The organism is Paenibacillus sp. FSL H7-0735 (assembly GCF_038008505.1).
Lineage (GTDB): Bacteria > Bacillota > Bacilli > Paenibacillales > Paenibacillaceae > Paenibacillus_AQ > Paenibacillus_AQ odorifer.
In genome coordinates, this window is record NZ_JBBOZH010000003.1 from 14,062 (window position 1) to 26,547 (window position 12,486).

At 37.6% G+C, this 12,486-nt stretch carries 25 protein-coding genes; 7 read left to right on the plus strand and 18 right to left on the minus strand.

Annotated elements, in window-relative coordinates; translation table 11 throughout:
* Positions 1–125: 125 nt before the first annotated feature.
* The 14 genes from NSS82_RS32275 to NSS82_RS32340 all read right to left on the minus strand — a co-directional run bounded on the left by NSS82_RS32275 (position 126) and on the right by NSS82_RS32340 (position 7,735).
* On the minus strand, positions 126–278 hold the full coding sequence (locus NSS82_RS32275) for a hypothetical protein (RefSeq protein WP_178944259.1): 153 nt from the start codon (positions 276–278) through the stop codon (positions 126–128).
* Positions 279–378: 100 nt separating this feature from the next.
* Complete coding sequence (locus tag NSS82_RS32280; protein ID WP_341109928.1) at positions 379–657, minus strand: hypothetical protein; 279 nt, start codon at positions 655–657, stop codon at positions 379–381.
* A 210-nt stretch (positions 658–867) separates the two neighbouring features.
* Complete coding sequence (locus NSS82_RS32285) at positions 868–1,611, minus strand: hypothetical protein (RefSeq protein WP_340953049.1); 744 nt, start codon at positions 1,609–1,611, stop codon at positions 868–870.
* A gap of 11 nt (positions 1,612–1,622) precedes the next feature.
* Positions 1,623–1,769: a hypothetical protein gene (locus NSS82_RS32290; RefSeq protein ID WP_178944260.1), complete on the minus strand. Its 147-nt coding sequence runs from the start codon at positions 1,767–1,769 to the stop codon at positions 1,623–1,625.
* The gene (locus NSS82_RS32295) at positions 1,754–2,290 is read right to left on the minus strand and encodes an accessory gene regulator B family protein (protein WP_340953046.1); all 537 of its coding nucleotides are present in this window, start codon (positions 2,288–2,290) and stop codon (positions 1,754–1,756) included. Before NSS82_RS32295 ends, NSS82_RS32290 begins: the two co-directional genes overlap by 16 nt.
* A complete protein-coding gene (locus NSS82_RS32300; RefSeq protein WP_076138909.1) occupies positions 2,287–2,943 on the minus strand; it encodes a hypothetical protein in 657 nt (218 codons plus the stop codon). The genes NSS82_RS32295 and NSS82_RS32300 overlap by 4 nt, the downstream gene beginning before the upstream one ends.
* 684 nt (positions 2,944–3,627) lie before the next feature.
* Entirely contained in the window at positions 3,628–3,786 is a 159-nt protein-coding gene (locus NSS82_RS32305) for a hypothetical protein (RefSeq protein WP_340953044.1), read from the minus strand.
* 69 nt (positions 3,787–3,855) lie between these two features.
* Entirely contained in the window at positions 3,856–4,101 is a 246-nt protein-coding gene (locus NSS82_RS32310) for a hypothetical protein (protein WP_340953042.1), read from the minus strand.
* Positions 4,085–4,462 carry a hypothetical protein gene (locus NSS82_RS32315; RefSeq protein WP_076138897.1) on the minus strand — a complete coding sequence of 126 codons (378 nt, stop codon included), beginning with the start codon at positions 4,460–4,462 and terminating at the stop codon, positions 4,085–4,087. Before NSS82_RS32315 ends, NSS82_RS32310 begins: the two co-directional genes overlap by 17 nt.
* 32 nt (positions 4,463–4,494) lie before the next feature.
* Positions 4,495–4,710, minus strand: a complete 216-nt coding sequence (locus NSS82_RS32320; protein ID WP_340953040.1) for a hypothetical protein — start codon at positions 4,708–4,710, stop codon at positions 4,495–4,497.
* Between the two features lie 55 nt (positions 4,711–4,765).
* On the minus strand, positions 4,766–5,014 hold the full coding sequence (locus tag NSS82_RS32325) for a hypothetical protein (protein ID WP_340953037.1): 249 nt from the start codon (positions 5,012–5,014) through the stop codon (positions 4,766–4,768).
* A 465-nt stretch (positions 5,015–5,479) separates the two neighbouring features.
* Positions 5,480–5,980: a hypothetical protein gene (locus NSS82_RS32330; RefSeq protein WP_340953035.1), complete on the minus strand. Its 501-nt coding sequence runs from the start codon at positions 5,978–5,980 to the stop codon at positions 5,480–5,482.
* 88 nt (positions 5,981–6,068) lie between these two features.
* On the minus strand, positions 6,069–6,674 hold the full coding sequence (locus NSS82_RS32335; RefSeq protein WP_340953033.1) for a recombinase family protein: 606 nt from the start codon (positions 6,672–6,674) through the stop codon (positions 6,069–6,071).
* Between the two features lie 425 nt (positions 6,675–7,099).
* Complete coding sequence (locus NSS82_RS32340) at positions 7,100–7,735, minus strand: hypothetical protein (protein ID WP_340953028.1); 636 nt, start codon at positions 7,733–7,735, stop codon at positions 7,100–7,102.
* A gap of 200 nt (positions 7,736–7,935) precedes the next feature.
* Here NSS82_RS32340 and NSS82_RS32345 point away from each other — a divergent pair, with 200 nt between their 5' ends.
* The 7 genes from NSS82_RS32345 to NSS82_RS32375 all read left to right on the plus strand — a co-directional run bounded on the left by NSS82_RS32345 (position 7,936) and on the right by NSS82_RS32375 (position 10,784).
* Entirely contained in the window at positions 7,936–8,259 is a 324-nt protein-coding gene (locus tag NSS82_RS32345) for a hypothetical protein (protein ID WP_036681493.1), read from the plus strand.
* A 163-nt stretch (positions 8,260–8,422) separates the two neighbouring features.
* Positions 8,423–8,866 (plus strand): sigma-70 family RNA polymerase sigma factor, encoded by a 444-nt coding sequence (locus tag NSS82_RS32350; protein ID WP_340953026.1) that lies wholly within the window; start codon positions 8,423–8,425, stop codon positions 8,864–8,866.
* Positions 8,859–9,026: a YvrJ family protein gene (locus NSS82_RS32355; protein ID WP_076099531.1), complete on the plus strand. Its 168-nt coding sequence runs from the start codon at positions 8,859–8,861 to the stop codon at positions 9,024–9,026. Before NSS82_RS32350 ends, NSS82_RS32355 begins: the two co-directional genes overlap by 8 nt.
* The gene (locus tag NSS82_RS32360) at positions 9,023–9,247 is read left to right on the plus strand and encodes a helix-turn-helix domain-containing protein (RefSeq protein ID WP_340953023.1); all 225 of its coding nucleotides are present in this window, start codon (positions 9,023–9,025) and stop codon (positions 9,245–9,247) included. Before NSS82_RS32355 ends, NSS82_RS32360 begins: the two co-directional genes overlap by 4 nt.
* Positions 9,244–9,954, plus strand: coding sequence for a ZIP family metal transporter (locus NSS82_RS32365; RefSeq protein ID WP_340953020.1), 711 nt, complete (start codon positions 9,244–9,246; stop codon positions 9,952–9,954). Before NSS82_RS32360 ends, NSS82_RS32365 begins: the two co-directional genes overlap by 4 nt.
* 336 nt (positions 9,955–10,290) lie before the next feature.
* Complete coding sequence (locus NSS82_RS32370; RefSeq protein WP_178944263.1) at positions 10,291–10,434, plus strand: hypothetical protein; 144 nt, start codon at positions 10,291–10,293, stop codon at positions 10,432–10,434.
* Between the two features lie 29 nt (positions 10,435–10,463).
* A complete protein-coding gene (locus tag NSS82_RS32375) occupies positions 10,464–10,784 on the plus strand; it encodes a type II toxin-antitoxin system PemK/MazF family toxin (RefSeq protein WP_076138906.1) in 321 nt (106 codons plus the stop codon).
* A gap of 94 nt (positions 10,785–10,878) precedes the next feature.
* Here the strand turns inward: NSS82_RS32375 and NSS82_RS32380 are convergent, their stop codons facing one another.
* The 4 genes from NSS82_RS32380 to NSS82_RS32395 form a co-directional block, all read right to left on the minus strand.
* Entirely contained in the window at positions 10,879–11,097 is a 219-nt protein-coding gene (locus NSS82_RS32380) for a hypothetical protein (RefSeq protein WP_076138907.1), read from the minus strand.
* Between the two features lie 349 nt (positions 11,098–11,446).
* Entirely contained in the window at positions 11,447–11,584 is a 138-nt protein-coding gene (locus NSS82_RS32385; protein WP_340953140.1) for a hypothetical protein, read from the minus strand.
* A 284-nt stretch (positions 11,585–11,868) separates the two neighbouring features.
* Positions 11,869–12,072, minus strand: a complete 204-nt coding sequence (locus NSS82_RS32390; protein WP_076273373.1) for a hypothetical protein — start codon at positions 12,070–12,072, stop codon at positions 11,869–11,871.
* Positions 12,073–12,199: 127 nt separating this feature from the next.
* Complete coding sequence (locus tag NSS82_RS32395; protein WP_340953135.1) at positions 12,200–12,406, minus strand: hypothetical protein; 207 nt, start codon at positions 12,404–12,406, stop codon at positions 12,200–12,202.
* Positions 12,407–12,486 lie beyond the last annotated feature (80 nt).

Below are 12,486 nucleotides of genomic sequence, written 5' to 3' on the forward strand. Positions count from 1 at the left end.
TTATATTTCAACGTACTCAAAAAGTATGATAGAAGTATGATCTACAAATTTTATCTCTAATTGTTGTTCAGTTAGCTCCCTGTGCCTTGAATGGCTGAGTATTAGTGGGTTTCATTGGTGTCACACTACTCCTTATTGCCTGATAGGGTTTCAGGGATTACTATATCCGTTAAGTAATGCTCAATGCCTCTTGCTGTAGCCTCGACTTGACCAGGTGTTGTTTCATAATTTTCAGTGATATACTCCACTAAAAAGCGATAAAGTTTACTGTTTGACATGTTTACTTCCTCCTTAATTACTGTAAATGTAATAGTTCAAACGAACCAATCGATGGCGCCTAGCTTCTTAAGCAACCAGGCTGTAAAAATTTCGTTTGATTTATGCTAGATTTTTCCTTTCACTTCCGGATTTATTATTCGTTTTGAAAAGATCTATTTCTAGACCTTTTCTATTTTTACTTAACTGCACTCCTTCTTTGAGTCCTAACTCATAACATATATCTATCACTTCCCTGGTATGACTCAAAAATATATCTTCTAAGTTAAGTATGATTTCTGAAGGAACTGATGTTAACGATTGTATACTATCCATAAATTCCTTATATCGATATTCACCTTCGTTCTCCAGGATGCCATCAAATATTTTCGCAGTTCTCATTTCTATGACTTGCTGTATTATTTCCACTATTGCATTTCCCCTTCACATGATCACTTGTACCTAGTTAATTTAGCATAGAAACTTTGTGTAATATGTCGAATAATGAACGCCTATTTTGCAAATCAATACTAGTATCGATTTATCTTGTAATCTAAGCTCGACTTGTGGTAAAATTCATGATTTTTCCAAACAAAAAAAAAGCCACAGCATTTAGTGAGGCTTTTTGATCAAGTGAGATACAATATCTTTTTTGTATTTTGCCATGTCAGTAGTTGACCCATCTAGGAAGTGCAAGATCAAAGCGAATTTATTTTCTTCTACATAATCCACAAAGTTCAGATTAACTAACTTACCAGTATCTAACATTAAGTAATCATTAAAGACAACTCTGCATGCCTCTAGAGTTAACATCTCGCTGAAATTTCCGAACTTTGTGTGAAACAGGGGAACATGATAGTTTTTTTTAGGTTCCCACACATCGATAAATTTAATGTGTTTTTTGTCGAAATATGTAACTTTCCCTGTTTCTTTCCCATTCTCAACTTTTGTGCCTATCAAGAATTCATCTTTGGCTTGCGATAATCTACTATTGTTTCTCGAACAATCTTTTATATTTTCCACAAGATTTCTCTTGTATTTCGCCATATTAGTAGTCGAACCGTCCACAAAATGGAGAGTGAGTGCGAATCTACTCTCAGTCACATCTATCACAGAATCCATATTAACCAACTTACCTGTATCTGCTTGCAGATATTTCGGAAAAGCTACTTTACATGCTTCCAATGTGGTTAATACCCCATACATTTCAGAGCCACTATGGAATCTAGGAACATGATAATTTTTTTTAGGCGACCATATATCAATATAATTCACACTCTTTCTCTCTACAAAAACTACGTTACCCGTTTCTTTTTCATTAGCAATCCCTATACCTAATATTAATTCATTATCCATTTTGACTCATTCTACTTTTTATCAGAAATCCCAATTAACAGTTTCTTTAGATCTTCAGGCATCGGTTGATTTCCCAAAAAAGTTTTTTCTTTAGGTCCATTTTTAATTGCACTTTTTTCCAACATCACAGATATCTTTTTCATCAACATTTCCCCCATAATTTTCTTGCACCTCCTTTCCACGGCAGGATTAATATTGCTTGTACGAAAAAAACCAATGAAACTGTAGATAATTGAATATAGAAAGCTATTATAACTAACGCTATAGATATTATTTTTGCTTTCCTCATCCATCCCTCAGGATGGATGTTCCCAGTAAATACATTAGGTGCATAAAATAAATATATTATTAATGAAATACTTAATAAGAACCCCGTACCAAACGTACTCAGCCTAACCATAGGCACAAAAATAAAAATAGCTACAGAGCTTATAATACAAGACAAATAGCTTTTCATGTGAAGTCCACCTGAGTACTTTCTTATACAAACAAATGAAATCATTGCTACTGTCGAAAAAAATAAAGTACCATTTATGTAACTCAAAAAGAGAGTCAATAAAATAATTATGTAATTATTCAATTTACGACCTATTTCATAAGCCATAATATCAATACTAACAGTCACAGATTCAAATTGTTTTATCTTAGAAGCTATTAAAAGTGCCAATCTTTCAATCATCCTTGCTGATCTCTTTTCTGTGAAAAGTAATAAGATATGCTATAGACTATCAGAAATGATGGAATAAGAAAAAAAGCATAGAAATTAAAAGTTATAACCAAAGCTAATGATACGCCTACTAGAGTTGATAAAGTGGTTAACAATAGAGCCTTGTTTTCCCCACTAAAATAATCCTCTTTAATGCTGAACTGATGTGGAGGTCTAATAATAAAAGAAAATCCCCATCCAAATAAATGAAATAAAAACGCCGCCAAATATGAAACGATAATAGATAGTATTTGAATTAACTGTATCTGGAGATCACGGGTTTGAAAGACTACATTATACTCTAAAGTTCCTGCGAAAATAAATCCATATAATATAAAGAGTTGAACTATAATATATGCATTTAGACTGGCACTGGTTATTAATGAACTATAAAACAGCTTTATTTTTAGACGATATCTAAAAAATAGAATGAAGAATATCACTTGTATAGGTAGATCTAATGTTGGTATACCTATGACTATTCTCATTAAATAGGAGAACAACGATACTCCTAAAGACATTAACGCTATGTCTTTTATGTATTCCCGAAATGGAAGTCTGTAAAGTTTAAGGGCTAAAATAATTACTGCAGATGCATCAAATACTCCTAATAATAAATAAATCATTGTGCTCAACTGATAAATCACTTCTCTCTATTTTTATGATTAACAAAACAATTATATAGGTCATTTGCACCATTTTGAACTATCATTTTTCACATATATCTCAGAAAAAAATTATAATTTGTAAGATTTACAAGTAACAGGTTCCGGATCCTTGCATTACCCTGGCTACAATCACTACCGCTTACCGCTGGATCCCCTGCAGCTGCAGCTCACGCTCTCCTGGATGCTGCTAGCCCAGGACCTTGTTAATTGCCGGCATCGATCCGGAGTCTTCAGCTGCTCACCTAACTGTCTGCAGGTTCCAGATCTGTGCATTGCCCTGGCTAAGTGCCACCGCTCACCGCTGGATCCTCTGCAGCTGCAGCTCACGCTCTCCTGGATGCTGCTAGCCCAGGACCTTGTTAATTGCCGGCATCGATCCGGAGTCTCCAGCTGCTCACCTAACTGTCTGCAGGTTCCAGATCTGTGCATTGCCCTGGCTAAGTGCCACCGCTCACCGCTGGATCCTCTGCAGCTGCAGCTCACGCTCTCCTGGATGCGGTCCAGCACCCAGGATCACACTGAGTTACCTGAAGTTACGCAGATTCACATGAAATCTGCTTAAATAGCCTGATAGATTTGCATAAATTATTTCCATCACAACAAAAAAACCGCAAGCATTAAGCAGCGGCATTATTGCTATATTTATTTTATTTCATTGAACTTTTTACCATCCCAAATATATTTTTTCTTGGGAACATTAATCTTAGGAGCAACCTGTCTCCTTGCTCTAATTAAAAAGAATATTTCAGTTACTCCCAACACAAACCCCACGCCAAAAACAATATTTAACCATGTATCCATTCTGATACACTCTCCCGATTCAATATTACACTCCTTTATTCATTCTATAGTTCGGTGTCGTACTGCGTATCACCATTTAACTTCGATACCTTTAGTTACCCAAATCTCAGATTCCAAGTCTTCCTTAACAGAACCCCTCGACGTTTCACCGTTATATGAATCTCTCATTACCTTAATCGCCTTGCGGTACGTATTGCATTCTTTATACAAAGGGCAATCTGATAATTTTATATATTTACCTGTTGCCCACTCATCATAAAGGCGTTTCAAAGCAATCTCATAAAAGGCGCTTAGACTATCAATTGCATGATCCATTCGTTTTCGCTCCTTTGGTATATGCATCATATTGTTCGGCCTCATCGGTTTGTGCAACATCCGTTTTAAAAACCATCATTCCATTTAAGGATAAGCCTAAAAAATCATTCGTTGTGTAAAACTGACCATCTTCAGCAATAAAGCCATTATGTACTTTACATATTTTCTTACCGAATTCTTCCCAGGCTTCCTTTGCTCCATGCTCATCGAAATCACTGCCCCATTCCCGTCTAGCCTTTGCAGATAGTTCTTCCCATTGCAAATATAAATGTTCAGCTCCATTTCCTATATCGCAAATTCTCTGCCACCCAGGATTAGCATGACACCATTCACTTGCAAGTTCTGCTGCTTTATAACCCATAGATATAATCCCCTTTGCGATAATAGATATCCTCACATATAATAAATTAATATTGATATTACAACCATTGCGGCAGAGAAGACACTCCCAAAAAAACCAAGTGCAGAATCAAATATATTATCTTCTACGGTTGACCAATACCTTTTGCCATTCAATGTTGCAATCACCGGCTGTAACACAAATATAAGAAAAAGGTTAATGCTTGCTAATACTCCAATTCCATTTGAAATCCACATTAACTCTCCCAAGATATCACCTTCTTTATTTCACAGTTTGCGTCAACTTCGTACAGCGTAATAAAATTCAGTTCATAAAACGCCGCTTAAAAGTTCGGATCATATCTTTTTCATCTATCGTAGCGTGATTTGTGCAATATAAATATTGTTCACCCTGTTTCCATTCTTCATAAATATTATCTTTATACTTTTCACGGTCTGTCCAAATCTCAAATGATAGTGTTTTATACTCTTTGTCACCTAACATTACAGATGATTCAACTCGCACAAGCAAATTATTTTCATACTCCATGATTATCGTTTTAAGTTCATCCATTTCCATGCACGCCCCTTTTTATTTAGTTTCTTCGCTATATGTGTCCACTAACTAGTAAACTCGGAATGCGCATTAACTATTAGTGGTTACATCATCAAATTTAGCGGCATCCTTTTTTAGCTCAGACATAGGTTTTCCCTCAACCTTTTCTGTGCATGGATCGCAAATATCCGTATAGAAGCTTTCGTAATGGTCGAACAGTTTCCCACATTTATCACATGTGATCATTTTCTTCATCTCCTTCGATATATACGTCTTACTCCCTCATACTTCCCACAAAATATTCATTGAAAATTACTAGAGATCCTTATTGAATTATTTCCAATCCAGTAAAGAAAGAAAATTACGAATCCGACAATTAAAAAAGTTTTTGTCCACCGTAAAACTGGTACATCAAAACCACTATCTTTTGAAGGATCAACTATATTACATAATATTTGTTTCATTGATGCAGTGAACACATTTCTATTCTAACGTTACTGAAATGGCATATTCCCACTTATCTTTCTTGATTATCTTGGCTTCAAATGAGTTTTGATGTAGTTCATTTAGTACCTTTTCCATTGAGTTTGAATTCATTAATAATTCTTCTAATAACCCTTCTACGCTACGCTCAAATCTTAAAATCTCTTGGAGGAAATCAAATATTTCAAAACCATCTTTCTTCTTGTCATAAATTCGTTTATTCAGGAACCATCTTTTCGTAAAAAATTCCATTGTTTCATCTTCCATCACGAAATCCCATATTCTTAACGGTTCAATTCCATTAACAAAGTGTTCACTTACACAAATTCTCGCTTCAAAAGTATCTTTTTTTTCTTGCATCGCTTTTTGAATACCTTTGAAGATCCATTGAATACGCTCTTCCATCAAATACCGCTCTTCAAATATTCTCTTCAGAATATTAATTTTGTGTAACTGTTCCTCTTCCATTACCGAAATCATTTGCCCTCTTGTCATAACCATATTCGCATCATCCTTTGCTATTATAATTAAGTCCAACCTATCGATTCCGCGGGGCTCTCTAGATCCTCAATGCCTGGCGTGGTTTTTATCATGTTCCGTCTTCATATTCCTTAACACGCCTATAGAAAGTAGTTCTTCCCATACCTACCATTTTCATAGCTGCAGTAGCTGTTATACTCCCTTCCTTCCATTGATTGTACACATCCAAAAATTTAGAATTGATTTCCTTCTTTGGTCTTCCGAAGGTTACGCCGGCTTCTCGCGCAACGTCGATACCCTCCGCTTGCCTTTGTCGATTTTTCTTACGCTCTTGTTCAGCCACGTAAGCAAGCATGCTTAGAAACTGATCTTCCAGTAGTTTCCCCAAATCTCCCATTTTCTTAAATTTTCGGCTATCGAACAAAATCTCATTGTCCAGGCAAACAATGTCCGCGCCGACCTCCCGCGTAATATATTTCCATTCGGAAATTATCCCGTCATAATCACGACCTAACCTATCTAACGCATCTAAGTACACCAAATCCCCCTCACGAATCATCAGGCGCATAGCTTGATAGCGTGGTCGCTCAAAATCCTTACCGCTTTGCTTTTCCACAAAAATAAACCGTTCCTCGATGCCCAACTGCCGAAACTTCACAAGTTGACGTTCCGGATTTTGATCTTTGGCTGATACCCGACCATATGCTATTTTCATTCCATAAAACTCCTTAGTTCGTTTCAAAATGTGTATGTATCTTTTGGAATATTCCTAAAGTTATTATACCACATTTTGGAACACAATAATAGACGTTTTTATAGTGTTCACAAAAGCATGCTTTTACGGTCATTGAGAATTTCCAAGAAAATAATCGCCAGCGTTGCATATCCGAAAATGAAGTTTCCCCCTGCTTGACTACAAAGTATCGACATCGAAATTCCCAGAACCGGAAATAGTTCCTCTACAGGATGCAAGAATAATTCTATGTCAGCTGCTAAATTCTTGATTGTCACCTGAAAAGTCCATTAGAAATGGAAAAAAGCAACTCTTGCCAACCAATAGCTGGCGAGAGTTGCTTTTTTTTTTCATTATCCTACCGAAAATGCAATCCAAACTACAGGGCACAATTAAGTCACACCGAATTATTCTAAGGGGCTTGAAAGTTTAGCAAATGCAGGTTTGTCAAATCTATCTCCTTGTATGAGCCATTTTCCGTTTTCATTAAATAAAGTTAAAGTCCCTTGTAACGGTACTCGATTACTTTCCTTATTCTCCTGATCCAATAAGATAAGGTCAGCTGTATAGATCAATTCAACCATATCTTTTTTCTGATTTGAAACCGTAAATTTTAGATTTTCTGATGTTACCGATGCCTGTTGTGCTTCTGCTACTTGTAATACCATAATTGTGTAGCGCGTATCCACGGCTTTTTCGGCAAAACCTTCTGTAAAGAATGATTTCATTTCTTCAGTTCGCTTTTGAATAGACTCTTCAGACAACAATTCATCAGAAGCTGTAACATTGTATTCTATATTCTTGTATATTTCGGCAACCTTAATGGCTTCATTTATGGCTTGTTCATCTGAAACAGAAGATGAGGGGTTCTGCGTAGCTGCTTGCGGTTCTCTTGTTGCTGCTTCTTCATCTGGAGCGACAGATGATGTGGGCGAGTTACCTGAAGCTGCGTTCGGGTCATTTGTGGGTGCTGCTTGACTGCATCCGGTCATTAGGACTACAGATAGCAGAGTCAAATAAAATAACCATTTCACTTTCTTCATTGTCTTAATTCCTCCTCCTTTTAGGATAACCTTACCATATATTACTTATTTCATCCAATTTAGTTCCGTAAATTTAAAGGTGGCTAAAATTTTTTAAAGTAACTGGTTGTATTTTTTTCTCATGAGATCTCTTTACTTAGTACAAGCACGATCAACTTCGGTTGACGTTCTTGAAACTAAATTGTATAGGAGAGATTACAATGGCTGAAAATCCATGTCCGGTCTACGGTAATGGTCACCACATGAAACCTTCGGGGTTGTCGCCCCGGGTAGTGGACCAAAATGGGAATAATGTTTCTGAACTTGCTGGCGGTTCTAAATACGAGTGCACGGGTTGTCATGAGTACATGATTGTAGCTGGGAAGCCTGATTACGGCCCTGGTTGGGCAGTTGATCATTATGTAACTCAGGGTGGCGTCATTTCCGCTCAAGGGCAAGCTGGGGTTTGGGTATTCACAATTAATAGAAGCTATCTTCGATATACTTCAGCTTCTACATTACCGGGGTACCTGTTCGTTTATTAAACTAATTTTAAAAAAAGCAACTTGTTCTTTCGAGAGCAAGTTGCTTTTTTTTTAGATTATATCGTCAATCGAATAGATGGTATAATAAAATGGGAACATTTGTTCTATTTAGGTTGTTTTTTTCTCCACTTACATCTCTTTATATAAAAAGGAGGGATTACACTTGTTAAGGAATGATTATCCAGAAAATAAAGAGGATAAAGATATGACCCTAGAAAAAAGATTTGTTGGCTATATATCGAGTCTGCTGCACTATAACTCAATTTCTTTTGATAAAAAGAATAGGAAACACAATGAGCGCTTTTCAATGGTCTTGGATGAATCCGATTACTTGAATCATCCCGCCGAAAACAGCGTTGAATATTCAGATAATTTCTTTGAAGAGTTAGAGCACCAGATTAGCGATCCTTCTCTGTATGCTGCGTTTATCAACCTCACTGAGCGAGAACGCGAAATACTAAACTTTTCCATCGTACAGAATATGAAGGATAAAGAAATTGCCAATAAGTTAGGCGTATCTCAGCAGAGTATTTCTAAAACGAAAAAGGTTGCCTTAAAAAAATTACGAGAATCGATAAATAGAAAGGAAGGGAAAACAGATGGATGATGTTCCGTCCTGGGGACAAATCATTGCGAATGTTGGATTTCCGATAGGAGTAACTTTTTATTTGCTTATTCGATTTGAGAAGAAAATAGATGTACTGAGTGAGACAATGGGCAAACTCATTGAAGCTATTAAAAACAGTTCAACAGGAGGTCGAAAATGAACCAAGTCCATTTATATGAATTGATCGCACAAGCACAAGAAAATGACAAGCAAGCTATGATGGAAATTATCTATAGATTTGAACCCAAAATAAAAAAATCATTGCATCAAACCAGTTTTCAGAACCGGGATGATCTAAAGCAGGAGTTGATAGTCAAATTTATTGAAGTGGTTCATACTTTCAGTTTAGACGATGGGAAATTAGAGGTGGTTTCCCAATGACATACGTTCTTATTTCTGCTGGGCTATTAGCTATTTCTGTTCTCTCAGGAGTGCTGATGAATTTTAAGAGTCAGTGGATTATTCATAATCATTTTAAAATTGTAGCGTTAAATATGAGTGTTCTGCTAACTTTTACGGTTATCGAACTCATTCCCTTAGCAGTTGAGTTTTCACATGTTGGGCTTATTTTTATTGTTCTGGGAATTTTAATTCCCCTTCTCTTTCATCATAATGGACATAAACATGAAGAGGAACAGAAGTCGAAGTTGTCTATCAAATTCATGATGATGGGTGCATGCATCCATAGCTTTGTAGATGGAATGATTATAGCTACTGGATTTCTGGTGGATGAACATACGGGGATTGTGATAATTTCATCTATGCTTCTACATAAACTCACAGAAATAATTATGTTCTCGCTAATATTGTGTACGCTGGTTCGTGATTCATTCAGGCTGATTATATATTTAGTCAGTTTGAGTTTTTGTACGATACTAGGGATGATGGTTACTGCTGGTTTTATTGGCAGGCTTGAAAATATTGAGACCATTTCAGGTATAGCCATTTCACTTTCTGCTGGCATTTTCATATTTATGGCGCTAACAGCACTATCCAAGGTTGTGGAGTGTTCCAATTTAAAATATGCAAACTTCTATCCTTTTGTCGGCTGTGCTCTCTATTTTGGTCTTCATATCTTTCTCCATTAAGCTGATAATGAAATCGATCCATGAATGTGAGTACCTATGCCGGCGAATTTACATTTGAGGAATAGCTATAGGGTGGATTTTTGTACAAAACGATCTGTAGAGGTTCCCACTGTGGCAGATGCGAAGCAGCTGGTAGATTCCTTGTTTGTCACCTGATAGTACCCAGTGCATTTGAACAAAAATGTATGTTATACTTAAATTAGTAAGAGCGTTGTTTAATTTTTTCACAATAAATGGTTCTGTGTATATTTTATTAGCTTATGGGAGCACACTGTCAACAAGATTGTTTATTATCTTGGGGGTAATGAAATGTGTTTCAATGAGGAGGAAAATGATATGAGTACTGTTCAAGAAAGACTTAGTATTGCTAATGAAAAAGTGGATTCTGTAATTGACGATCTCTGGGCCAAAGGTGAAAAGAACTTAAAGAGATTAGAATCCGAATTCAAAAAACGAGTAGAGGGGAGCAAAAAGGATTAGCTACTTGCTAAATGTAGCATTCCCAATCTATGTACCATAATCGCGGAGATTTATATACAGTCCTTTATCCTTTTGATGATATGGACATTGAGAAATTAAGACCAGCTATAATCTTAGAAACCAAGGATAATCATTCTCTTGTCATTAAAGTAACCTCGCATGAGGAACGGAAAAATGATGGTGGGGATGTAAGTATCATCCATTGGAAAGAGGCTGGTCTTAGTTCTCCTTCTGTCGCAAGATGTTCTGACTTTGTTCCACTGCATCATGATAAAATCAAAAAATTTCTTGGTACACTACGACCTGAAGATATGATCAACGTTCTTGAAAAAATCTATCGTGACAGATAAGAAATAATACATACGCATAAAAAAGAAGCTAGCTGAATTCAGCTAGCTTCTTTTTATGTTCCCTAATATTGCTTAATGCAGTCCATGGTTTTGTTTATTTTGCTTTATAGCCTTCTTTTAACCTTTCTGCTACTTTCTCACGAAATACTGAAAAAGCAGTATCTTTATTATCTCCTTGATACCACATGTCTGTTATGATCCTAGAGGTTTCACTAGACCAACCCACCGTCCATATACCCGATATTTCATTAATGACCAGATAACCAGATTCTGAACCCCTTGTCATTCTCCATTCAAAATCATTAGTACTCATTCCGTCCCCGCCTTTATCTCTGAATATTTAGGGTTATATTGATTCAATCGGTGTAGACCATACGGGATCCACTACAGCTGTAGCTCATGCTCTCCTGGATGCAGTCCATCGCCCAGGATCTTGTTACCGCCGGCGCATCAATCCGGAGTCTTCAGCTGCTTACCTAACTATCTGCAGGTTCCGGATCTGTGCATTGCCCTGGCTAAGTGCTGCAGCTCATGCTCTCCTGGATGCGGTCCATCGCCCAGGACCTTGTTACCGCCGGCGCATCGATCCGGAGTCTTCAGCTGCTTACCTAATTGTCTGCAGGTTCCGGATCTGTGCATTGTTCCTGGGTAAGTGCCACCGCTCACCGCTGGATCCTCTGCAGCTGCAGCTCACGCTCTCCTGGATGCGGTCCATCGCCCAGGACCTTGTTACCGCCGGCGCATCGATCCGGAGTCTCCAGCTGCTTACCTAATTGTCTGCAGGTTCCGGATCTGTGCATTGTTCCTGGGTAAGTGCCACCGCTCACCGCTGGATCCTCTGCAGCTGCAGCTCACGCTCTCCTGGATGCGGTCCATCGCCCAGGACCTTGTTACCGCCGGCGCATCAATCCGGAGTCTTCAGCTGCTTACCTAACTATCTGCAGGTTCCGGATCTGTGCATTGCCCTGGCTAAATGCTGCAGCTTATAGCTGGATCCCCTGCAGCTGCTACTCACGCTCTCCTGGATGCTGTTATCACCCAGCAGCAACCTCTACACCAGGATCTATATAGACTAATAAGCCCTTTAAGATTCAGGAACTACTTTATAATAAACTGCTTCAATACTCCCCTTAATTGGAAGGACGCTAACCCCAGTTCTTTTTAGGTCAGAAATAATTATTCTCGCCTTATCTTTGTTCTGGTACCCCTCTAATATTTCTTCAGGGGTAGTATATTGTTCAAAACGTTTTCCCGCATTGGTAATTCCGGTATAAACAGCTATCTTCATTTCAATCACTCCTTCTCTTCTTCAGCAGCTTACCTTAGTGTCTGCAGGTTCCGGATCTGTGCATCCCTTGGCTATTCGCTGCAGCTCATACTCCTGGATGCTGCTAGCGTCCAAGACCAGGTAGAGATTAGTTCTTATTTACGTAATATTTGCCGGCTCTACCTTGGAATATACCGTAACTAGATGGGGAAAGAGTCAATTTATAGTCATTACTATCGTTATCACCTATAGTAAAGGAACCATCGTTCCAGGATCTTACTTGATCCTCTTTTATCCCTAGATAATCGGCTAACGCCGTTCGTTTATCATCGTTGCAAAAATCCACTTGATCCATTATTGTTCATCCTCTCAGATATTTATAAGTAAAAAAAAACTGATTAATAGATCAAATTGATCCATTAATCAGCCTTTTCC

Bases quoted from the DNA above. Each gene is read 5' to 3' on its own strand.
- NSS82_RS32275 (WP_178944259.1), bottom strand. From the start codon at position 278: ATGTCAAACAGTAAACTTTATCGCTTTTTAGTGGAGTATATCACTGAA.
- NSS82_RS32280 (WP_341109928.1), bottom strand. From the start codon at position 657: ATGAGAACTGCGAAAATATTTGATGGCATCCTGGAGAACGAAGGTGAA.
- NSS82_RS32285 (WP_340953049.1), bottom strand. From the start codon at position 1,611: ATGGATAATGAATTAATATTAGGTATAGGGATTGCTAATGAAAAAGAA.
- NSS82_RS32290 (WP_178944260.1), bottom strand. From the start codon at position 1,769: ATGGGGGAAATGTTGATGAAAAAGATATCTGTGATGTTGGAAAAAAGT.
- NSS82_RS32295 (WP_340953046.1), bottom strand. From the start codon at position 2,290: ATGATTGAAAGATTGGCACTTTTAATAGCTTCTAAGATAAAACAATTT.
- NSS82_RS32300 (WP_076138909.1), bottom strand. From the start codon at position 2,943: ATGATTTATTTATTATTAGGAGTATTTGATGCATCTGCAGTAATTATT.
- NSS82_RS32305 (WP_340953044.1), bottom strand. From the start codon at position 3,786: ATGGATACATGGTTAAATATTGTTTTTGGCGTGGGGTTTGTGTTGGGA.
- NSS82_RS32310 (WP_340953042.1), bottom strand. From the start codon at position 4,101: ATGGATCATGCAATTGATAGTCTAAGCGCCTTTTATGAGATTGCTTTG.
- NSS82_RS32315 (WP_076138897.1), bottom strand. From the start codon at position 4,462: ATGGGTTATAAAGCAGCAGAACTTGCAAGTGAATGGTGTCATGCTAAT.
- NSS82_RS32325 (WP_340953037.1), bottom strand. From the start codon at position 5,014: ATGGATGAACTTAAAACGATAATCATGGAGTATGAAAATAATTTGCTT.
- NSS82_RS32330 (WP_340953035.1), bottom strand. From the start codon at position 5,980: ATGGTTATGACAAGAGGGCAAATGATTTCGGTAATGGAAGAGGAACAG.
- NSS82_RS32335 (WP_340953033.1), bottom strand. From the start codon at position 6,674: ATGAAAATAGCATATGGTCGGGTATCAGCCAAAGATCAAAATCCGGAA.
- NSS82_RS32340 (WP_340953028.1), bottom strand. From the start codon at position 7,735: ATGAAGAAAGTGAAATGGTTATTTTATTTGACTCTGCTATCTGTAGTC.
- NSS82_RS32345 (WP_036681493.1), top strand. From the start codon at position 7,936: ATGGCTGAAAATCCATGTCCGGTCTACGGTAATGGTCACCACATGAAA.
- NSS82_RS32355 (WP_076099531.1), top strand. From the start codon at position 8,859: ATGGATGATGTTCCGTCCTGGGGACAAATCATTGCGAATGTTGGATTT.
- NSS82_RS32360 (WP_340953023.1), top strand. From the start codon at position 9,023: ATGAACCAAGTCCATTTATATGAATTGATCGCACAAGCACAAGAAAAT.
- NSS82_RS32365 (WP_340953020.1), top strand. From the start codon at position 9,244: ATGACATACGTTCTTATTTCTGCTGGGCTATTAGCTATTTCTGTTCTC.
- NSS82_RS32370 (WP_178944263.1), top strand. From the start codon at position 10,291: ATGAGTACTGTTCAAGAAAGACTTAGTATTGCTAATGAAAAAGTGGAT.
- NSS82_RS32375 (WP_076138906.1), top strand. From the start codon at position 10,464: ATGTACCATAATCGCGGAGATTTATATACAGTCCTTTATCCTTTTGAT.
- NSS82_RS32380 (WP_076138907.1), bottom strand. From the start codon at position 11,097: ATGAGTACTAATGATTTTGAATGGAGAATGACAAGGGGTTCAGAATCT.
- NSS82_RS32385 (WP_340953140.1), bottom strand. From the start codon at position 11,584: ATGCACAGATCCGGAACCTGCAGACAATTAGGTAAGCAGCTGGAGACT.
- NSS82_RS32390 (WP_076273373.1), bottom strand. From the start codon at position 12,072: ATGAAGATAGCTGTTTATACCGGAATTACCAATGCGGGAAAACGTTTT.
- NSS82_RS32395 (WP_340953135.1), bottom strand. From the start codon at position 12,406: ATGGATCAAGTGGATTTTTGCAACGATGATAAACGAACGGCGTTAGCC.